Annotated in this window: 22 protein-coding genes; 5 read left to right on the top strand and 17 right to left on the bottom strand. The window is 41.6% G+C overall.

What is annotated here, in order from left to right:
* From nuoL to secG, 17 genes are all read right to left on the bottom strand, one after another.
* Window positions 1-1839: an NADH-quinone oxidoreductase subunit L gene (nuoL, locus tag CS889_RS06110; protein ID WP_089087142.1), complete on the bottom strand. Its 1839-nt coding sequence runs from the start codon at window positions 1837-1839 to the stop codon at window positions 1-3.
* A gap of 2 nt (window positions 1840-1841) precedes the next feature.
* Window positions 1842-2144, bottom strand: coding sequence for an NADH-quinone oxidoreductase subunit NuoK (gene nuoK, locus CS889_RS06105; protein ID WP_000579769.1), 303 nt, complete (start codon window positions 2142-2144; stop codon window positions 1842-1844).
* On the bottom strand, window positions 2141-2689 hold the full coding sequence (locus CS889_RS06100) for an NADH-quinone oxidoreductase subunit J (RefSeq protein ID WP_000464225.1): 549 nt from the start codon (window positions 2687-2689) through the stop codon (window positions 2141-2143). The genes nuoK and CS889_RS06100 overlap by 4 nt, the downstream gene beginning before the upstream one ends.
* On the bottom strand, window positions 2682-3344 hold the full coding sequence (gene nuoI, locus CS889_RS06095) for an NADH-quinone oxidoreductase subunit NuoI (protein WP_001118513.1): 663 nt from the start codon (window positions 3342-3344) through the stop codon (window positions 2682-2684). The genes CS889_RS06100 and nuoI overlap by 8 nt, the downstream gene beginning before the upstream one ends.
* A 10-nt stretch (window positions 3345-3354) precedes the next feature.
* Window positions 3355-4344 (bottom strand): NADH-quinone oxidoreductase subunit NuoH, encoded by a 990-nt coding sequence (nuoH, locus tag CS889_RS06090; RefSeq protein WP_001277309.1) that lies wholly within the window; start codon window positions 4342-4344, stop codon window positions 3355-3357.
* The gene (locus CS889_RS06085; RefSeq protein WP_089087141.1) at window positions 4341-6872 is read right to left on the bottom strand and encodes an NADH-quinone oxidoreductase subunit G; all 2532 of its coding nucleotides are present in this window, start codon (window positions 6870-6872) and stop codon (window positions 4341-4343) included. The genes nuoH and CS889_RS06085 overlap by 4 nt, the downstream gene beginning before the upstream one ends.
* On the bottom strand, window positions 6869-7849 hold the full coding sequence (locus tag CS889_RS06080; RefSeq protein WP_089087140.1) for a hypothetical protein: 981 nt from the start codon (window positions 7847-7849) through the stop codon (window positions 6869-6871). The genes CS889_RS06085 and CS889_RS06080 overlap by 4 nt, the downstream gene beginning before the upstream one ends.
* Window positions 7850-7851: 2 nt before the next feature.
* On the bottom strand, window positions 7852-8082 hold the full coding sequence (locus tag CS889_RS06075; RefSeq protein ID WP_000819164.1) for an NADH-ubiquinone oxidoreductase subunit E family protein: 231 nt from the start codon (window positions 8080-8082) through the stop codon (window positions 7852-7854).
* Entirely contained in the window at window positions 8079-9308 is a 1230-nt protein-coding gene (gene nuoD, locus CS889_RS06070; RefSeq protein ID WP_000068229.1) for an NADH dehydrogenase (quinone) subunit D, read from the bottom strand. The genes CS889_RS06075 and nuoD overlap by 4 nt, the downstream gene beginning before the upstream one ends.
* A 1-nt stretch (window position 9309) precedes the next feature.
* Window positions 9310-10107, bottom strand: a complete 798-nt coding sequence (locus CS889_RS06065; RefSeq protein WP_001873976.1) for an NADH-quinone oxidoreductase subunit C — start codon at window positions 10105-10107, stop codon at window positions 9310-9312.
* Window positions 10107-10586 carry a NuoB/complex I 20 kDa subunit family protein gene (locus CS889_RS06060; RefSeq protein ID WP_001183502.1) on the bottom strand — a complete coding sequence of 160 codons (480 nt, stop codon included), beginning with the start codon at window positions 10584-10586 and terminating at the stop codon, window positions 10107-10109. The genes CS889_RS06065 and CS889_RS06060 overlap by 1 nt, the downstream gene beginning before the upstream one ends.
* Window positions 10586-10987 (bottom strand): NAD(P)H-quinone oxidoreductase subunit 3, encoded by a 402-nt coding sequence (locus tag CS889_RS06055; protein ID WP_001183385.1) that lies wholly within the window; start codon window positions 10985-10987, stop codon window positions 10586-10588. Before CS889_RS06055 ends, CS889_RS06060 begins: the two co-directional genes overlap by 1 nt.
* Window positions 10988-11094: 107 nt before the next feature.
* Window positions 11095-11784, bottom strand: coding sequence for an SIR2 family NAD-dependent protein deacylase (locus CS889_RS06050; protein ID WP_089087139.1), 690 nt, complete (start codon window positions 11782-11784; stop codon window positions 11095-11097).
* Entirely contained in the window at window positions 11781-12245 is a 465-nt protein-coding gene (locus CS889_RS06045; RefSeq protein ID WP_089087138.1) for an RDD family protein, read from the bottom strand. The genes CS889_RS06050 and CS889_RS06045 overlap by 4 nt, the downstream gene beginning before the upstream one ends.
* On the bottom strand, window positions 12235-12840 hold the full coding sequence (gene pyrE, locus CS889_RS06040) for an orotate phosphoribosyltransferase (protein ID WP_089087137.1): 606 nt from the start codon (window positions 12838-12840) through the stop codon (window positions 12235-12237). The genes CS889_RS06045 and pyrE overlap by 11 nt, the downstream gene beginning before the upstream one ends.
* 3 nt (window positions 12841-12843) lie before the next feature.
* The gene (frr, locus tag CS889_RS06035) at window positions 12844-13401 is read right to left on the bottom strand and encodes a ribosome recycling factor (RefSeq protein ID WP_000938386.1); all 558 of its coding nucleotides are present in this window, start codon (window positions 13399-13401) and stop codon (window positions 12844-12846) included.
* Window positions 13401-14033, bottom strand: coding sequence for a preprotein translocase subunit SecG (gene secG, locus CS889_RS06030; protein WP_172825128.1), 633 nt, complete (start codon window positions 14031-14033; stop codon window positions 13401-13403). Before secG ends, frr begins: the two co-directional genes overlap by 1 nt.
* A gap of 116 nt (window positions 14034-14149) precedes the next feature.
* Between secG and CS889_RS06025 the strand changes: the two genes are divergently transcribed.
* The 5 genes from CS889_RS06025 (at window position 14150) to CS889_RS06005 (ending at window position 19357) form a co-directional block, all read left to right on the top strand.
* Window positions 14150-14878 (top strand): methyltransferase domain-containing protein, encoded by a 729-nt coding sequence (locus CS889_RS06025; RefSeq protein WP_172825127.1) that lies wholly within the window; start codon window positions 14150-14152, stop codon window positions 14876-14878.
* A 71-nt stretch (window positions 14879-14949) separates the two neighbouring features.
* Window positions 14950-15930 carry a tryptophan--tRNA ligase gene (gene trpS, locus CS889_RS06020; protein ID WP_089087134.1) on the top strand — a complete coding sequence of 327 codons (981 nt, stop codon included), beginning with the start codon at window positions 14950-14952 and terminating at the stop codon, window positions 15928-15930.
* Window positions 15931-17718, top strand: a complete 1788-nt coding sequence (locus tag CS889_RS06015; RefSeq protein ID WP_089087133.1) for an extracellular solute-binding protein — start codon at window positions 15931-15933, stop codon at window positions 17716-17718.
* Window positions 17715-18761, top strand: coding sequence for a microcin C ABC transporter permease YejB (locus CS889_RS06010; protein ID WP_078287021.1), 1047 nt, complete (start codon window positions 17715-17717; stop codon window positions 18759-18761). Before CS889_RS06015 ends, CS889_RS06010 begins: the two co-directional genes overlap by 4 nt.
* A gap of 8 nt (window positions 18762-18769) precedes the next feature.
* Window positions 18770-19357: an SH3 domain-containing protein gene (locus tag CS889_RS06005; RefSeq protein ID WP_089087132.1), complete on the top strand. Its 588-nt coding sequence runs from the start codon at window positions 18770-18772 to the stop codon at window positions 19355-19357.

Raw genomic sequence — 19357 nt, 5'->3', positions numbered from 1 at the left:
TTATCTCCCAAAAAAAGCTACAAACGCTAACAAGATTAAAACCCCAGCCACCATGAAGCGCAGCATGGAGGTTAAATTCCCATCTTGGCTAGCCCTAAACACACGCCCTATAACAAAAACGCTTCTTCCTATGGTATCCACTATCGTATCAATGATCCTTAATTCCACGACCTGGTGCAAGAATGAAGCGATAGTGCTAAAAACTTTTGCAATCCCTTGATAGAGCTGTGGGATATAGTATTGGTTGAGCAAGAGCTTGTATAAAAAGCCCCCCTCTTTTTTGGAAGTGATACCATTTTTATATTTAAATATGGCGTAGGCGATACTCAACAACACCACTATGGTGGTGATACTGATTAAAAGAGTGAGCGGGACTGGATACTCTCCAACGCTAGGGATCACTTGAGAGATGAAATGAAAAAACGGCTCTTCAAAAAACCCGGCAATGACCGCTAAAATCCCTAACGGCAGCATGCTTAAAAGCATGAAATTTTGAGCCTCATGGGGGTGGTTGATTTCGTGCTGTTTGGGCGCAAAAAACACCAGCATGATGAGCCTGAAGCTATAAAAAGCGGTAAAGATCGCCCCAATCAAAAGAACAAACCATAAAATGTGGTGGTGCATCCCAAAAGCCACTTCTAAAATCTTGTCTTTGGAGAAATAGCCTGCAAAGGGGTAGATCCCACACAAAGCCACTGACCCTATAATCATAAAGATCGCTGTGATTTTCATGGGCTTGTATAAAGCGCCCATTTTGGTAATATCCAAATTGTCTTCCATCGCATGCATGATATTGCCTGAGCCTAAGAAAAGGAGCGATTTGAAAAACGCATGCGTGAAGAGGTGGAAAAGCGCGATCGCATAAGCCCCAAGACCGGCCGCTACAAACATATAGCCTAATTGAGAAAGCGTGGAATAAGCCACGATGCGCTTTAGATCCTTATTGACTAAAGCCATGCTCGCCCCAAAAAGAGCCACAAACGCCCCTAAGCATGCGATGAAATAGCCCACTTCAAACACCGCGCTATACAAAGGGTTGGCTCTAATGACCAGATACACCCCAGCAGTTACCATTGTCGCTGCATGGATGAGGGCGGATACGGGGGTTGGCCCCTCCATAGCGTTGGCTAACCATGTGTGCATGGGGAATTGCGCACTCTTCCCCATAGCGCCAATGAAAAGAAACACGCTGATGTAAAAGAGCATGGAATAATCGGCGTTATTGAGCATGCTAAAGACTTCTTTATACTGGAGGGTGCCAAAATTCCAAAAGATCAAAATAATCCCCATGAGCATGCCTAAATCCGTGATCCGATTCATCACAAAAGCTTCAATGGAAGCGTCATTCGCGCTTTTTTTATGATACCAAAAGCCAATGAGCAAGTAAGAGCATAGCCCCACCCCTTCCCAACCAATGAAAAGCCCTAAAAAATTATCGCTCAACACCAAAATCAGCATGGAAAACACAAAGCCGCTGAGGTAGGAAAAATAGCGGTTAAACCCTGTATCATGCTCCATATAGCCTATGGAATACACATGCACTAAGAAAGAAACTAAAGTGACCACAACAATCATGACCGCATTGACATTATCCAGCATGAGAGAAAAGCCGACTTTAAAATTCCCTATCACGATCCAATCAAACAAATATTTTTCATAGCTTTGATGATGCCATGCTTGAATGAAAAGAACTACTGCGCCAATTAAAGAAACCAGCACGCACAAAGAATTGAAAACGCCCACATGCAACGCTTTAGCTTTAGCCCCAAACAGCCCCGCATAAATCGCACCGATTAAAGGCAAAAACAACACCACTGACAGCAAAGAAGAATATTGCATGCTTAACCTTTCATAGCGTTTAAAGAATCAATATCTAAGCTCTTGTATTTCTTAAACCACAAAATCACCAAGCCCAAACCAATAGCCACCTCACTAGCGGCAATAGCGATAATAAAGAGCGCGAACATCTGCCCGTCTAAATTGTGCGTGTATCTAGAGATCGCTACAAAACCGATATTGATCGCATTGAGCATGATTTCTGTGGAAAAAAAGAGCAATAGAATGTTTTTGCGTTTCAGCATGCCCGCTAAACCAATGCAAAAGAGCAACCCTGAAACAATCAAATAGTGGTTTAACCCTATCATAGAGATTCCTTTATAAAATGCGTGTGATTTTTCCCATGGATTTTTTGAATCCCTGTAGCGATGCCTCCAACCATAGCGACTAAAAGCATTAAAGCCGCCGCTTCAAAGGGAATGAGGTAATTGGTGAAAAGCACATAGCCAATCGCTTTAATGTTAGGGATTTGCGCATCAATAGCGTTGGAATTGACTTGCTTAGAAAGGTTTTCGCCAATGCTAGGAGCGCTTAAAATCAAGGTGAGCAACAGCGCCACGCCAAATGAAAGAACGCACAAGATTTTAGGGCTTTGCTTGCGTTCAACCACTTCTGCAGCGGAGTTGAAAAACATCATGCCAAACGCATACATCACAATGACCGCGCCCACATACACCGTGATTTGCACCACGCCCAAAAACTCAGCGTCCAGTAAAAAGAAAAAAGCAGAGATAAAAACCATGCTGCTAGCGAGAGCGGTGATGGCATAGAGGATATTCGTGGTGGTGATCACCACTAACGCCATGCTTAAAGTAAGGATCGCAAAGAAATAAAAGGCAATGGTTTCAAACATTTTCATCTCCCTTATTACTTTCTGGGCTTGCTAGAGACTCTTCTTTGGATTCTTCTTTTGAAGGCTCTTGGACATAATCTAAAGGGGTGGCTTGCATGCGTTCGTTATAATTAGGGCTTACCGCACCAAAGCCTAAAAATTCGGCATGCGAGCAGTTTTTAGCGTCTTGTTCGCTCGTTAGAAACTCGCTTTTAGAGCCGTATTGGGAGCGTTGGGTGCTGGCGTTTTCAAACCGATTCCCCATAACGATCGCCAATTCTGGGCAAACTTCCGCGCACAACCCGCAATAAATGCAACGCCCCAAATTGATCGTGTAAGAATCGATCTTTTTGCGGTTGTCTTCGCCCTTATGCGTGATGATCCTTATGCAATTGCTCGTGCAAATCTTTTCGCACAGCCCACAACCAATACACCTTTCAGAGCCTGAGTCTAAAAGCCGTTGCAGATTATGCACCGCGCGATAGCGTGGGCTTAAGGGGAGTTGCTCCATAGGGTAATGGATGGTTACGCTTGGGCTAAAAAATTCCTTGATCGTAAGCCCTAACCCTTTGAATAGATCCAAACCCAAGCTCGTTTTAATGGTGTCTTTAAACTGCTCGGTCGCGCTATGGATTTCGGCTCGTTTAGGAAGTTGCTTGTATTCTTGTTTGGCCATAAAACCTCCTTTAAATTAAAATGATAATGCCTGTTAGCACGATGTTCAATAACGCTAAAGGCAGCATGATTTTCCAACACATGTTCATCAACTGATCGGGTCTTACATGCGGATAAGTCGCTCTAACCCACATGGATAAAAAGACAAAAAAGCCCGCTTTGATTAAAATCGCTATGCCCCCAGGGATAAAGCCCCATGCGTTAAACCCACCAAAAAACACAATAGAAATCACAAAAGAAAAAGCGAATAAATGCGCGTATTCCGCTAAAAAGAACATGCCCCATTTCAAGCCGCTGTATTCGGTGCAATACCCCGCCACGATCTCGGCTTCATGCTCTAACAAGTCAAAGGGGGTTCGATTCAATTCAGCGTAGCTTGCGATCAAAAACAAAACAAACGCTAGAGGCTGCTTAAACACAAGCCAGTCTAAAAACCCACCGCTTTGGTAATGATTGATTTCCACCAAAGAGAGCGATCCTACCACCATTAAGGGGGCTAGAATGGTTAAGGTGCTGACCACTTCAAAGCTGAGCAGTTGGATCGTCGCTCTCGCTGAGCCAATTAAGGAGTATTTGTTATTGGAGGCAAGCCCGGCTAAAATGGGTGCATAAATCCCTGCTGAACCCACGGCCAAGAAAAACAAAAAGCCAATGTTGATGTCAGAAATAAGGGGCTTGATCTCATAGCCAAACAGAGTGAAATTAGGGAAAAAGGGGATAGGCGCCATGGACACAAACGCGCTCACCATCGCAATAATGGGCGCTAGCGTGAAAATGAATTTGTTCGCGCCTTGGGGGATAATGTCTTCTTTAGTGAAAAGCTTAATGCCGTCTGCTGCGACTTGCAAAAGCCCAAAAGGCCCCACATAACAAGGCCCTAAACGGCGTTGGAAATAGGCTAACACTTTCCTTTCAATATAAGTGGCAAAGCCTCCTAAAGCCGAAAAAACAGCGACTAAAATCAAAATTTTAATCAAGGTTTCAATGATATAAGCGCTCATGCTTGCTCCTTTAAATCCACGCTATCAAACACGCCCTCTCTAAAAAAGCTAGAATGGTTTGTCAAAAGAGAAGGCGAAATGACAAACACCTCCTGATCCAAGCTCTCATCAAGATACAAAACGCCTGTTAATTCCTCTTCTTCTTTAGTTAAAGTGATGTTTTGCCCCACTTCTTTATTCAATTTTTTTAAGAAGGCTTTAGACACATAGACACCGGCTTTTAATTGCAGATTCTCGCTTTTATTGGTGGCGTTATTGAATTGCGTTTCTGGGTATTTTAAATAAGCGTTGAAAACGATTTTTTCTTTTAAAGGCTTGATAGGCTCGCATTCTGTGGTTTCGCATTCTTTAGCGCTGTTTTCAAAATGGCTTGTTCCTAATAAATAGCCTCTGTGATTAGCCCTGTCGTTAGTGAAATAATTGGTTAGATGATCAAACTCTAAGGCTTTAAAGCCCGCTTCTGTAGGGAGTTTGTGGGTGCATTCTGTGAGGTTTTCTTCCACAAAGCCAAAACCTTGCATGATATCGCTCAAGTCATAGCCTTCAAACCTTAAAGCCGGTTTTAAGGGCAACACACGCCCTTCAACATTAGTGATCGTGCCTTCTAGCTGGTTGAGACTGGGCAAAATAAAATCCACTTTACTGACAGCGTCTTTCCCAAAAACCCTATCGTCGCTATTGATAGTGAAATCCCCTTGAGCGCGAATGCCTACGATTTTTTCATGTTCAAAAACTTCTTCGCTCAATTCACAAATGGAAGCGATGCCTAAAGCGTTCGCGCTCGGGGGGATAAGAATGATCTTAATAGCGCTTTTTTGGGCTAATAAACGCAACATCTTAGCGATATTGTGGGCTTGTTTATGGCTATAAATTTCTTCGCCAACCACTAGCAGGGTGTTATTTGATTTTTGCAAAAGAGCGAGAATTTTTTCATAAGTTTCTAAATTGATGCCCGCTTCTTCAAGCAACAAGTAAGTGGTTTTGGTAGGGACTTCAATCCTTTCTTCTTCAACCTCTGTCTTGTTTTCTGTTTGATTTTCTTTTGGGGCAGCTGCTTCTGTTTTATTCTCTTCTTGATTTTCTTCTTTATTTTCTCCAATACTGCACCCTTGCTCGGCTTGTTCTAAAGCCTTTTTCCGCTCTTCTTCTAAGGCTTTAAGAGCCGCTTCATCCACAATGCTTTGTTTGGAATCTTCTAAGCTTTTTAGAGCCGCGCTTTCAATGTTAAGCATTTTTAAAAGCATGCCTAAAAGGATTTCTTCAGCCCCCACTTCATGGGTGATGCAAAAAGAGCTTCGGCACAAATTCGCTAACGCGTTATCTTTGATAGGGTGCATAGCGATCAAAGAGGCTTTATTGAGTTTGAGAGCGTTATTAATAGCATAGCGCACTAAAGGGTTTTCCGTTTTGATAGAAGAGCCAATCGTAATGACTAAATGAGAAGTTTTAATCTCTTCAATATTGGGGCGTTTAATTTCACCCAATACTTTTAAGAATTGTTGGAAAGGGTATAAATCTTTGTTGTAGATTTTAAAATTCAATTCTTTCCTCAAACGCTCTATCAAAAACGCTTCTTCATTCGTAATGTCCCCACCTATTCGCACCGCTTCGCATTCTTTGAGGGCGTTTTGCGCTTCTTTAAGATTGGCGCTGCCTTTAGGGCTAGAGCTCACGTCAAAAGCAAACCGACCCGCCCCACAAATAGGGTTATGGTAAAAATCATTAAGTACCCTAAAAATCTTAGACTCTTCGCCTAGAGTATCAAAATGGCGCACATCATAAGAAATCAAGCACCCGGCTGAGCAATGCGAACAGGTAGAATGGATCTTTTTTAGTTCCCATGCGTTAGCCGTGTAAGCGAAATCTTTATAGCTCAAAGCGCCCACAGGGCATACCGCAATGCATTCCCCACAATCATAGCAAGGCACGCTGCCCACAAAAGAAATAATGCCTTTTTGCTTGCGACTCCACACGCTAAAAGCGTCTTTGGACATGCTGTCTTTAAATTTATCCGGAGCATGCAAATCGGCTTTAGTGGCTTTGAGGTTGTTTTCGCCCACATTGTCCTTGCAAGTGGTTACGCACCTTTCGCACATGATGCACAAATTAGGGTCATACAAGGCTTTTGCCCATGAATCTAGCGCTTTAAAATCATCAGCCACCGCATAGGGTTGGTGCTCCACGCCAGTTAAATGCGTCATGTCTTGCAATTCGCACTCCCCGCTCTTATCGCACACGCCACACTCTAGGGGGTGGTTGACATCATAAGTTTGCATGATGCTTTTTCTTTCATCCATGAGCGTGGGGGTGTTAGTGAGGATAACGGCGTTATTTTTGGCTTTCGTGTTGCAGCTATAAATGCGTTTGCCATCCATTTCAACCATGCACATTTTGCATGCGACTGTGGGCGAGCAACCGCTTAAATAGCAAATGGTAGGGATGTAGATCCCAGCGCTCCTAGCGGCCTCTAAAACGCTTTGTCCCTCTTGGCATTCAATCGTTTTGCCATTGATATTCATTGTGATCATGAAATTCCTTGAGAGTGGGATAAAATAGGGATATAAGGGTAGGTGTCAAAAAACGCCCCTTCTAAAATCGCAATCAAGCCCTTCAAATTAGGGCTTTCTTCTAACTCGCATTCTAGCGTTTGATTGGAGATTTGAAACTTTGCTTTAGAATGCTGGATCTTGTTAGCGATCTTGAATTGCTTGGAAAAAGACAATTTAGGGGTTTTAAGGCTCTTATAAGAAACATAGACAAACGAGCCGTTAGCCTCACTGATTTGTTCTAAAGACTCTAAATCTTTAAGCTCTGATTCAAAAGGCAAAACGCCCTCTTTTAGGGCTGTTTCTAGCAACCATTCTTGATCTTTAGAATCATAAAAAGCGGTCGTTGCGCTTGAATCATTGCAAGGGATGTGTAAAATTTCTAGGTAGTTTTGCAACCCGCTTAAAAGGGTGTATAAAAAAGCGCTATGAGCATGCTTAGTGATTTCTCTGTTTAAAACAAGTGCCCTTTTTTTTGCTTTAACAATAAGCGCGATAAGTTCTTGCAATTCCTCTTCGCTCATGTTCGCTTCAGAGCTTAAATACCCCACATCTATTTTTTCTAAAACATGCCCTTTTAATGATGAGGTTTTTTCTAAAATGCCCCTTAAAATCAAAGCCAAAATCGCCGCTTCCGTGTGGATTTCATATGATGCAAAAAGGCAATTTTCTTGCAAGTCTCTTGTATCTTGTAAGGGTCTTAATAGGGCGTAGGGGCGTTTTGATTGGTTAATGCTTTCTAAAATCCATCGTTCGTTTTCATTCAAACAAGCGTTTGAAAAACCCCCAAACAAAACGCACAAATCGCTTTTTTCTAAAAGGTTTAAGCTATCTTCGCTCAATTTGTAATTGATCTTAAACCCTTTTTGAAGAGATAATTTTTCTAAATAATAAGCTTCTTTCAAACTAATTGAAGAGCTTGTGCTTAAAGGGGAATTTAAGGGGTTAAAGCCGCTCAAAATCAAGCCTTTTTTCTCACGACAATCGTCCAATCCGCTTGATTGAAACGCAAAGAATTGAGGAGCTCATGCCCTTTAGATTGGATAAATTCAGCGCTCTTAGGGATATTAGAAAAATCCCCCACTTCAAACATGAAAATAGCGACTTCATTAGGTTGCATTTCTTTTTCAATCAATTCTTCTAAGCGTTCAAAAATATCTGCTTTTAAGGGGCGTAAATCAAAGCGTTTCATCTATCCACCTCGCCAAACACCGCATTGGTTGAGCCAATCACGGTTACTGCATCCGCTAAATATTGCCCCACTAAAATATCGCTTAAAGCCCCGATGTGATAAAAGCTAGGGGCTCTGATTTTTAATCTGTGAGGGTAAGGCTCGCCCTCTGAATGGATAAAAAACCCTAATTCCCCTTTAGGGCTTTCTGTGGGGGCATACACTTCCCCAACGGGCGGGCGCATGCCTTGAGCCACTAAAACAAAATGCTGCATCAAGGCGTAGTTTTGCGTCATTATATCTTCTTTTGGGGCGGAAATGTAATGCGGGTTTTGGGCCATGATGGGCGTATCGGTTTTAGCATACATGGGAATGAGTTGCTCAATGATGCGAATGCTTTCATCAATTTCTAACATATACAAACAATACCGATCATAACTATCGCCATAATTGCCCACCGGCACATCAAAATCAAGCTCTTTATAAAGCTCATAAGGTTCTTCTTTTCTAATGTCATAAGCGATCCCAGTCCCTCTTAACATGATACCGCTCATGCCCCAACTTTGCGCCATTTTTGGCGTTACAACGCCCACATTTTCCAAGCGCATCCGCCAAATGCGATTCTTATCCAATAAGCCTTGAATGAGTTTTTTGCATTCCCTCATTTCGCCTAAAAACTTTTTTAAGCCCTCTAACCAATTCGGGGGCAAATCCAAAGGCACGCCCCCAATCCTTATAGCGTTATGCGTGAGCCTGGCTCCGCAATAATCCTCCATCAAATCCAGCCCGTATTCCCTCGTTTTAAACGCATACAAAAACACGCTCATCGCCCCCACATCTAAAGCATGCACGCTGATAAAAAAGATGTGTGAAATCATGCGGTTAAGCTCTAGTAAAATCGTGCGGATCACTTGCGCTCGGCGCGGGATTTCTAAATTGAGCAAGGTCTCTACCGCATAAGCGTAAGCGTAATTATTGCTGGTAGAAGAAGTGTAATCCAACCTGTCAGTAGTGGGCATGTATTCGTTATAGGTCATGTTTTCGCCTAACTTTTCACAGCCTCTATGCAAGTAGCCAATTTCAGGGGTAGCCTTAATGATTTTTTCACCCTCCAATTCCAAAATCAAGCGCAATTGCCCATGGCTACTGGGGTGTTGGGGGCCAAAGTTTAAAATCATTTGGTTGTCGTCATGTTCAAAAATGATGTTTTCAAACTGGGGGTTGAGTTTCGTGAAATTTTGAGCCATTTTATAGCCTCTTTTTTAAGATAGTGGGGGCGATTTTGTGCAAATCTTTGACAAAAGGGATTTTCTTAAACGCATGCTTTTCTTCTGTTTCTTTTAATTCTTCGCCCTTGCCCTGCTCATAGCCGATTTTTGCAAAATTGAAAGTGTCTTTTTCATCCACTCTCGCGCTGTCTCTCTGCTCTTTACCCACCACTTCTCGGTATTCTTTGCCAAAAATTTTATCCACTTCATACCATTGGGCGAATTCATCGCCTTTGAGCGGGTAAGAGCGCAATAAAGGGTGGCCTACCCAATCATGCGGCATGATAAGGCGCTTCAAATAGGGGTGTTTGTCAAACACAATACCAAGCATGTCATACGCTTCCCTCTCGCTCCAATTAGCCGATCGGTATAAAAAACTCAAAGAATCCACGCTCTCATTAGGCAACAAAACGCATTTCACGCGCACCCTACGGCGGTTCTTACAGCTATCGCTAAAACCCACGAATTGATAAAACAATTCAAAATGCCCTTTTTTAGCGCACAAATCTATCGCACTCATTTCGCTCAAACACTCATAGCCCAAATGCCTTAAAATCGTAGCGACAGAAAAAATATCGTCTTTTTTGATCCAAAACACAGCCGTGTTAGTCTCTATGTATTTGTCTAAAATCTCATGCTTGTAAGAAAGGTGGTTGTAAATGACCTCATAAGCACTGCCCTCTAAGTATTTTTTAGGGGTGGGTTCTATGATTTTATAGGGGTCATGCTGGCGCGATTGTTTTTGCACATCTTCATAAGGGGATTGTTTTCTTACCATCACACTAACCTTTTAGGAGCGTCTTGTTTGATCGCTTTAGAGCGTCTGATCTTATCTTGCAAAACCATAAGAGCGTATTGTAAAGTCTCTGGGCGCGGTGCGCAACCGGGTAAATAAATATCCACAGGAACGATCCTATCCGCTCCTTGAACGGTCGCATAAGTGTTAAACATCCCGCCCGTGTTAGCACAACTCCCCATAGAAATCACCCATTTAGGCTCAGGCATTTGATCATAGAGCCTGCGCATAAACTCGGCATGTTTTTTAGTGAGCGTGCCAGCGATGATCATCACATCAGATTGCCTAGGACTCGCTCTAAAAATCGTGCCAAATCTGTCAAAATCAAACCTTGAACCCCCTGTCGCCATCATCTCAATCGCGCAACACGCCAAGCCATAAGTTAAGGGCCAGAGCGAATTAGAACGCCCCCAATTCAATAATTTATCCAAAGTGCTTAGAATAACTGGTGCTTGTTGCATTATTTCACCTCTAATTTTTGCCAACTCAAAGCGTTTCGCTTCAAAGCGTAAATAAAACCGATTGCCAAAAAGAAGACAAAGCCTAGCATTTCAACGAGCCCAAACAAGCCTAACTTTTTAAAATCAATCGCCCAAGGGAACATGAAAACGATTTCTACATCAAATAAAATAAAAAGCATGGCCATGATATAAAAATGATGGGACACCCTATTAGGCTGCTTGAGAGCCACAGGCCCACATTCATAGGGAGCGAGCTTGAGCTTTTCGCCCTTTTTTTGAGCCATTTTACGGCTTAAAAACCTTTGAATCCTTAAGGTTAAGTTAAACACCCAAAAGGTGAACACCAACAAAACAAAAACGCCAAAATAGGGGTGATTCAATGCTTCTGCGGCTTGTTGCATCAGGCTCTCAAACTCCTTTAATCATTACTTTTAGCAAACGATGGAAGCAATTAAACCATGTTTTTGCTAATCGTTAGCTGAAAAAATAAAAATTATTTCAACATCTCTTAAGAGGCCATTTCTATGAGTTTGGGCATTAAATCTTGCATGGCATGCACCGCGCTTTCATTAATGCATTGGACATTCTGGGGCAAACGGGCGTTTTTAGCTTTAGGGTCAATGTAATAAATGAGGGCGTCTTTATGCGCATGCGTATAGAGGCTAGCGGCGGGATAGACTTGCAAAGAAGTGCCAATGATGATTAAAAGGTGTGCTTGTTTGACTAAAGAAACCGCTTCTTTAAGCAAAGGCACCTCTTCGCCAAACCACACAATATCAGGGCGTAATTGCGATTTGTCCTTGGCCAAGTCGCCTAAATTCAAGTCCTTTTCCCATCTATAGACTAAATTAGGATTTTTCTCGCTGCGAACGCTCAATAATTCCCCATGCAAGTGCAAAATGCGAGAAGAACCCGCCCTTTCATGCAAATCATCTACATTTTGGGTGATGATATTAACTTGATAGTGTTTTTCCAATTCCGCTAAAGCCTTGTGGGCTTTGTTAGGATAAACTTCAAAAAGCTGTCGGCGCCTTTGGTTGTAAAAATCCAACACCTTTTGCGGGTTCTTTTTCCAGCCATAAGGCGAGGCGACTTCCATGATGTCATGCCCTTCCCACAAACCGCCAGCGTCTCTAAAGGTTTTAATCCCGCTCTCTGCTGAAATGCCAGCCCCACTTAAGATCACTAAATTTTTCATATTTCCTCCTTGATGATTTCAATATGAGTGCCGCTGAATTTGTCATGCAAAAAAAACTTAAAAATAAAAGGCGCAACAAACCCTATAAGTAACCCCATGCTCAACACCCACAAGACAAAGCGCCACAACGCCAAAAAAAAGCCCACTTCTTTACCATTATTTTTGACCAATTTAAACTGAGCGTAACGCATTCCAGGGCTTTGGGATTTAAAAGCGATAAAAAAGCTGTGCGTTAGGGCGTAAAAAAGCAGGCATAAAAAAATCGCGTTCTGGTTTTCCCTAAAATCCTTCGCGCTCCCTAAAATCGCATAAGTCATTATATAAAGCATGGGGGTATAAATCATAAAAATATCAGTGATGAAAGCCTTTAAGCGCAAAGAAAGATACAGCCCTTTTAAAGGGCTTTCTAAAACATGCTTTTTTTCTGGGGTTTTATTTTTTTTGGTTTTCTTAGTTGCCACGACTTCCCGGTTTGATAGCAACGCTAGTAGCGCATAAAGGACAAGAGCTAGGCTTGTGCATGTCAAAAACAAAATCTTCTAAAGCAAACAGGGGCAAATGGCTAGGCAAACACGCGCCCTCTTGAGCTTTTAAATGAGAATGAGCGCGTTTGCAAATGCCCCGATTAGCTAGAGCGCCAAAAGCCACGATTTGAGCACCCTTTTCTTCTAAAACTTTAGCGCATTCCATGGCGGATTTCCCCGTAGTGATGATGTCCTCACACACTAAAATTTTTTCGTTTTTTTTGACTTCAAAACCACGCCTTAATGTCATGATATTATCCACCCTTTCAGTGAAGATAAAACGCACGCCCAAAGCCCTTGCAAGCTCATACCCAGCCAAGATCCCCCCAATCGCAGGCGAGCAAACGCATTCAATATTCAAATGAGCTTCTTGGATTTGTTTGGCTAATTCTAGCGCTAATTGTTCGGCTAGTTTGGGATCTTCTAAGACTTTAGCGGATTGCAAATAATAATTGGAATGGAACCCGCTGCTGAGCAAGAAATGCCCCTCTAATAGCGCTTGAGCGTTTTGATAACATGCCTTAATATCCATGGTTTAGACCTTTAAAATAGCGTCTTCTTTGTTTTTCACGCTTTCATCAATTTTTTTAATGGCGTCATCGGTGATTTTTTGGATCTGCTCTTGGGCTTTCTTGCTTTCATCTTCGCTGATCTCTTTGTCTTTTTCTAATTTTTTCACCTGGTTGTTAGCGTCTTGGCGGATATTCCTCACAGCCACTTTAGCCTTTTCGCCCATCGCTTTGGCGTCTTTTGCGATGAGTTTCCTTTGCTCGGTTGTCATGGGTGGGAAAAAAAGCTTGATCGTTTCGCCATCGTTATTAGGATTGACGCCGATATTGGCTTCTTGAATGGATCGTTCAATTTCTTTGAGCAGGTTTTTTTCCCATGGGCTGATTTGAAGGGTGGTCGCATCCAAGCTCATCACGGAGCCGACTTGGTTTAAAGGGGTGGGCGTGCCGTAATAATCCACTTTGATGTGATCTAAAATATTGACTGAAACTTTCGCGCTCCTTAGAGTGGAAAAATCCCTGTTTAAAGCTTGAACGCTTTTTTGCATCAAATCTTTGGTTTCGTTATAAATGGCTTGTAACATTATTTTTCATCCTTTTTTTGGTTTGTGTGGGCGTTGGTTTGCGCATGCGTTTTAGGCTTTTGGTGGGTGGTTGGGGGCGTTTTGGCGTTCTCTTTGGTTTTTTCAACACCCTTTATACCATTTTCTTTGGCATCATTTTTTTCATTCTTTTCATTCTTTTCATTTTTTTCATTCTTTTCATTCTTTTCATTCTGTTTGGGGCTTTCAACAAAAGGCGTTTTGGCTGGCTCTTTAGGGAGTTCGTTAGGCGTTTGTGTAGGCATTAAAGGATTAGTTGGGGCTTGCTCTAAAGGGTTGAGCGTTGGGTTGAGTGTGGGATTAAGCGTAGGGTTGAGCGTGCCGGTGGCAGGGACTAAGGGCGAAAGCTCTTTGTTGGTTTTAGTTTCATCTAAAACGCTCTTGCCGTATTCTTTGTTGTAAAAATAGCCCAAAGCGATGGTGTTGATGACAAACAATAAGCCTAAAAACATGGTCAATTTCGCCATAAAGCTTGCGGGCCCTTTAGCGCCAAATAAAGAATCGTTGCTCCCGCTATAAGCCCCTAAGCCGATGCTAGAACTTTTTTGCAACAAAACCACCACCACAATCAATACCGCTAAAACAATTTGTAAGCCTAACAGAGCGCTTGTCATAAACACTGATTCCTTAAATCCCTAAAATTTAGAAAAAATTAGGCTTAATCTTATCTAAAATTTGCTAAGAATACACTAAAATTTAGTTTTAATTTTCAAGGTAGTGCGTTAAGGCGGTGGTGTTGGACTCTTTTTATTCATTTAATCAGCATGCATTCAATAAGCATGCCAAAACTTACCATCTCTTTGCCCATATCCAGCAGCAAATCGCTATTTATCTTGTCCAATTTTTAAAACAAAAACATTACGCTAAAGTTTTGGATCTCGGATCAGGGAGTGGGGCTGTTTTTAACGCTTTAGAGCAACAAAATATTTTGATTGAAAATTTTATCGCTTTGGATAATTCCATGAACATGCTCAAATTGCACCCCACGCATTCTCTTAACATTCAAAAAATCTCTTTAGAGCATGCAAATTTTGAAGAACATGTTTTTTGCGATTACGATCTGGTTGTGTCTTCTTCATCTTTACAATGGGCTAGGGATTTAAAAAGCGTTTTAGAAAAAATCGCTCTTTTTAGTAAGGAGGCCGCTTTAGCTATCCATACGGATTTTAGTTTGCATGAAGTGCATGAGTTTTTAGGCACGCCTTCGCCTTTAAGGGATCTCAAAACGCTCAAATCCTTGATTAAAAACGCCTTTAAACATTTTCAAATAGAATTAGAAAACAAGCGCTTCGCCCTTTATTTCAACTGCAAACAAGATTGCTTGAATTACCTTAAAAAATGCGGTCTTTTGGGGGGTTCAACGCTGAGTTTCAAGCAAAAAAAACATTTTTTCCAAAACATGGCGTTTGAAAAATTGAGCTATGAAGTGTTACTCTTTTCTGGGATCAGGCGCTCTTAAAAACCAAGATAAATTAAAATATTAAAATTAGGTGGTTACAATAACACTAACTAAAACCAACGAGAAACAACATGCACAAAAAACGAGTCTTTTCAGGCATCCAACCGACCGGGCAAATCCATTTGGGCAACTATCTAGGAGCGATCAAGCATTGGGTAGAATTGCAAGATGAGTATGAAAACCTTTTTTGTATCGTCAATTCGCATGCGATCACCCTCCCCATAGAGCCTATATTTTTAAAATCCCAAACCTATGAGCTGGTTAAACTGCTTTTAGCTTGCGGGATTGATCCTAATCAATCGGGGTTATTCATTCAAAGTGAAGTGGATGAGCACCCGGCTTTAGCGTGGCTACTAGATTGCCAGGTTTCTATGGGGGAAATGCAACGAATGACGCAATTCAAAGACAAGTCTTTAAAAAACCCTAAAAGCGTGAATGTGGGGCTTTTCAATTACCCTATTTTAATGGCGTCAGACATTTTATTATACCAAAGCGATTTAGTGCCAGTGGGCGAAGATCAAAAACAGCATTTAGAGCTCACGAGAAACGTTGCAGAAAAATTTAACAGGGATTTTGGGAACTGCTTTAAAGTGCCAGAGCCTTTGATCGCTAAAGTGGGGGCAAGGGTTATGGGGCTAGACGATCCAAAAGTGAAGATGAGTAAATCGCATAAAGGGGCTAACCATGCGATTTTCCTTTTAGACGAGCCAGATGTTATTGTGAAAAAAATCAAAAAAGCGGCCACGGATTCTATGGGCGTTATTGAATTTGATGAAAAAAGAGAGGGCGTTTTTAACCTTTTGAATATCTACATGCTTTTAAGCGATGAAAGCCCAGAAAAGATAGAGGAGCGTTTCAAAAATAAGGGCTATGGGGATTTTAAAAAGGAATTAGCTGAAGTAGTGATCCAATCTTTAAAGCCTATCCAAGAAAGATACAGAGAAATCAGCGATGATGAGGTGAAAGCCGTTTTAAATTGCGGCGTAGAAAAAGCCAGGCCTTTAGCGAGAGCGACTTACCAAAAGGCTAAAGAATTGATGGGGTTAATTTGAGTGGTCTTTAAAATTTTAGGTTTATGGTTAGGGGTGTTTTGTTTCCTTAAAGCTACGCCTTATTTATACTTGGGCGAAGAGCCTAAATATAAAGACAATTTCACGCATTTTGAATACGCTAACCCTAACGCTAGAAAAGGCGGTGTTTTAAGGAATGACGCCATAGGGACTTTTGATAGCCTTAACCCTTTCGCGCTTAAAGGCACTAAAGCTGAAGGTTTGGATCTCATTTATGACACTTTAATGGTGCAAAGTTTAGACGAACCTTTTGCGGAATACCCCTTAATCGCTAAAGACGCAGAAGTGGCTAAGGATAACAGCTATGTGATTTTTACGATAGATAAAAGAGCGAGATTCAGCAATAACGCTCCCATTTTAGCGAGCGACGTGAAGTTTAGTTTTGATACGATCATGAAATTAGGATCGCCCCTTTATAGGCAGTATTACCAAGATGTTAAAAAGGCGGTTATCTTAGACAAACACCATGTTAAATTCATTTTCAAAACCACTGAAAATAAAGAGTTGCCCCTTATTTTAGGGCAGTTGCAAATCTTTTCCAAAAAAGCGTTTCAAAAGGATTATTTTGAAAAAAACCCTTTACTCATTCCTGTTTCTAGCGGCCCTTATGTGATCGCTTCTTTTGATGTGGGCAAGAAAATCACCTACCAAAGAAACCCTAACTATTGGGCGAAAAATTTGCCTAGCAGAAAGGGGCAATTCAATTTTGATCAAGTCAAATTTGAGTATTACAAAGATGAAACCGTTGCCTTACAGGCTTTTTTAAGCGGGGCGTATGATTGGCGCCTTGAAAGCACGGCTAAGGTTTGGGCTAGGGGCTATGTGGGGAAAGCTATGGATAATAAAAAAATCACTAAATACCTCATAGCCCACAAAATGCCAAGCGGCATGCAAGGGTTTTTCTTCAACACGCGCCGAGAAATTTTCAAGGATAAAAGGGTGCGTGAAGCCTTATTTTATGCGTTTGATTTTGAATGGGCGAATAAAAATTTGTTTTTTTCGCAATACAAGCGCACCACCAGTTTTTTCAGTAACTCTATCTACGCGTCCCCTCCCCTCCCAAGCCCTGAAGAAAAAGCCCTGCTAGCCCCTTATGAAAAGAGTTTGGATGAAAGGGTTTTTAAAGAGCCTTATATCGTGCCTAGAACCGATGGGCCTGATGTTTTAGGCTATAATTTGAGGGAAAATTTAAAATACGCCCAAAAGCTTTTAGAGAGCGCGGGCTTTTCTTACAAAAACATGCGTTTGGTGGATAAGAATAACAAGCCTTTCAGTTTCACTTTGCTTTTAAACAGCCCGGCATTTGAAAGACTGGCCCTAGCTTTTGCTAAAAACTTAAGGGTGTTAGGGATTGAAATGAAAATCCAAAGAGTGGATTTAAGCCAGTATGTCAATCGGATCAAAAGCTATGATTTTGACATGATCGTAGGGGTGATTGGCCAATCGTCTTTCCCGGGTAATGAGCAACGCTTTTATTTTGGCTCTTTGAGCGCGAAAGAAAAAGGCACAAGGAATTATGCGGGAATCTCTAGTAAAGCGGTAGATGATTTGATTGAAAAAATCATTAACGCTAAAGATTATAAGGAGCAATTGGCCGCCATTCAAGCGATGGATAGGGTGTTGTTGTGGGGGTTTTATGTGATACCGCATTTTTATTTGCCTAATTACAGGATCGCAGCGTATAATTACATTGGCATGCCTGAAATCAGCCCTAGCTATGGATTTTCGCCGTATTTATGGTGGATAAAAAAAGAAAGGGGTCTTCAATGATCGCTTACATTCTTAAACGCTTGCTTTTAATTATCCCTACTTTATTGGCCATCATGACGATTAATTTTTTTCTGATCCAATCCGCCCCAGGAGGGCCTATTGAGCAGATGATGGCTAAAATCAATAACACGCAGTCCAAAGAGATTCAAGGCGTTGTTAAAGAGCGTTCGTATAGGGCGTCTCAAGGGTTGGAGAGCGATTTGTTAGAGAATTTAAAAAAACTCTATGGTTTTGACAAGCCTATAGGGGAGCGCTACCTCCTCATGCTCAAAAAATATCTGCAATTTGATTTTGGGGAGAGTTTTTACCGCCAGATTAAGGTGATAGATTTGATTAAGGAAAAATTACCGGTATCCATTTCGTTAGGGCTTTTTAGCACGCTTTTGATTTATCTTATCTCTATCCCTTTAGGGATTTTCAAGGCCAAACGCAATAACGAGCCTTTAGACGTGTTAAGCAGCGTGGTGATCATTGTCGCTAACGCTATCCCGGCCTTTTTGTTTGCGGTGGTGTTGATCGTGTTTTTTGCCGGAGGGAATTATTGGCATTGGTTCCCTTTAAAAGGGCTAGTGAGCGATAATTTTGAAAGTTTGAGCGCGTTAGGTAAAATCAAGGATTATTTATGGCATATCACTTTGCCCGTTCTTTGCATTTCTTTAGGGGGTTTTGCAAGCCTCACGCTTTTAGTGAAAAACTCTTTTTTAGATGAAATGGGCAAACTTTATGTACTGAGCGCTAAGGCTAAGGGCTGTTCAGTGGGGCGTATTTTTTATGCGCATGTGTTTCGTAATGCGATTTTATTGGTGGTAGCGGGTTTCCCGCAGGCTTTTTTGGGCATGTTTTTTAGCTCAAGTTTGTTGATAGAGATTGTTTTCAGTTTAGACGGGTTAGGGCTTTTAGGGTATGAAAGCATTGTGAGTAGGGATTATCCTGTTGTGTTTGGTTCGCTTTATATTTTCACGCTTTTAGGTTTGGTGGCGAGTTTGATAAGCGATTTGCTCTGCGTGGCGATTGATCCTAGGATTGATTTTGAAAAGCGTTGAGGGTAGGAATGAAAACTGAGATGAAATCTTCTTTAAAACTTTTTATGTGGCCATCATTAGTGGTTTTAGCGTTCATGTTGTTGTATGCTTTAGTGCATGCTGTGCTTGGTTTTTACGTGAAAAAAGACAGTGCTCCAATAAACCAAAATGTAGAAAAAACCGAGACAGAGCGTCAAAACAGCGCGCTTTCGCCTAAAGAAGAAGCCAACGCAACCACAACCGCTACAGAACAAAACCCCACCAAAGACACAGCACCACCTTTAGAAACGACTGCGCAAGAAAAAGAAACCAAACAAGAAACTAAACAAGAGCAAGAAAAAGAAAACGACTCTAAACAAGACAGCGTCTCACCCGTTCAAAACAACCAAAAAACCTCCATAACCCCCACAATGGGAAAAAAACCTTTAGAGTATAAAGTCGCAGTCAGTGGCGTGAATGTGCGTGCTTTTCCTAGCACAAAAGGTAAAATCATTGGCTCGCTTTTAAAAAATAAAAGCGTGAAGGTTTTAGAAATCCAAAACGATTGGGCTGAAATTGAATTTTCTCACGAAACAAAGGGCTATGTGTTTTTAAAACTTTTAAAAAAGGCTGAATGA

Origin of the sequence: Helicobacter pylori (genome assembly GCF_900120335.1) — a bacterium.
GTDB lineage: Bacteria > Campylobacterota > Campylobacteria > Campylobacterales > Helicobacteraceae > Helicobacter > Helicobacter pylori_BU.
Note: the sequence above shows the minus strand (reverse complement) of the source record. Positions and strands in the feature narration are given on the sequence as shown.

Excerpts from the sequence above, each read along its gene's own strand:
- nuoL (WP_089087142.1), bottom strand. The coding sequence starts at position 1,839 with ATGCAATATTCTTCTTTGCTGTCAGTGGTGTTGTTTTTGCCTTTAATC.
- nuoK (WP_000579769.1), bottom strand. The coding sequence starts at position 2,144 with ATGATAGGGTTAAACCACTATTTGATTGTTTCAGGGTTGCTCTTTTGC.
- CS889_RS06100 (WP_000464225.1), bottom strand. The coding sequence starts at position 2,689 with ATGTTTGAAACCATTGCCTTTTATTTCTTTGCGATCCTTACTTTAAGC.
- nuoI (WP_001118513.1), bottom strand. The coding sequence starts at position 3,344 with ATGGCCAAACAAGAATACAAGCAACTTCCTAAACGAGCCGAAATCCAT.
- nuoH (WP_001277309.1), bottom strand. The coding sequence starts at position 4,344 with ATGAGCGCTTATATCATTGAAACCTTGATTAAAATTTTGATTTTAGTC.
- CS889_RS06085 (WP_089087141.1), bottom strand. The coding sequence starts at position 6,872 with ATGATCACAATGAATATCAATGGCAAAACGATTGAATGCCAAGAGGGA.
- CS889_RS06075 (WP_000819164.1), bottom strand. The coding sequence starts at position 8,082 with ATGAAACGCTTTGATTTACGCCCCTTAAAAGCAGATATTTTTGAACGC.
- nuoD (WP_000068229.1), bottom strand. The coding sequence starts at position 9,308 with ATGGCTCAAAATTTCACGAAACTCAACCCCCAGTTTGAAAACATCATT.
- CS889_RS06065 (WP_001873976.1), bottom strand. The coding sequence starts at position 10,107 with ATGGTAAGAAAACAATCCCCTTATGAAGATGTGCAAAAACAATCGCGC.
- CS889_RS06060 (WP_001183502.1), bottom strand. The coding sequence starts at position 10,586 with ATGCAACAAGCACCAGTTATTCTAAGCACTTTGGATAAATTATTGAAT.
- CS889_RS06055 (WP_001183385.1), bottom strand. The coding sequence starts at position 10,987 with ATGCAACAAGCCGCAGAAGCATTGAATCACCCCTATTTTGGCGTTTTT.
- CS889_RS06050 (WP_089087139.1), bottom strand. The coding sequence starts at position 11,784 with ATGAAAAATTTAGTGATCTTAAGTGGGGCTGGCATTTCAGCAGAGAGC.
- pyrE (WP_089087137.1), bottom strand. The coding sequence starts at position 12,840 with ATGGATATTAAGGCATGTTATCAAAACGCTCAAGCGCTATTAGAGGGG.
- frr (WP_000938386.1), bottom strand. The coding sequence starts at position 13,401 with ATGTTACAAGCCATTTATAACGAAACCAAAGATTTGATGCAAAAAAGC.
- secG (WP_172825128.1), bottom strand. The coding sequence starts at position 14,033 with ATGACAAGCGCTCTGTTAGGCTTACAAATTGTTTTAGCGGTATTGATT.
- trpS (WP_089087134.1), top strand. The coding sequence starts at position 14,950 with ATGCACAAAAAACGAGTCTTTTCAGGCATCCAACCGACCGGGCAAATC.
- CS889_RS06010 (WP_078287021.1), top strand. The coding sequence starts at position 17,715 with ATGATCGCTTACATTCTTAAACGCTTGCTTTTAATTATCCCTACTTTA.
- CS889_RS06005 (WP_089087132.1), top strand. The coding sequence starts at position 18,770 with ATGAAAACTGAGATGAAATCTTCTTTAAAACTTTTTATGTGGCCATCA.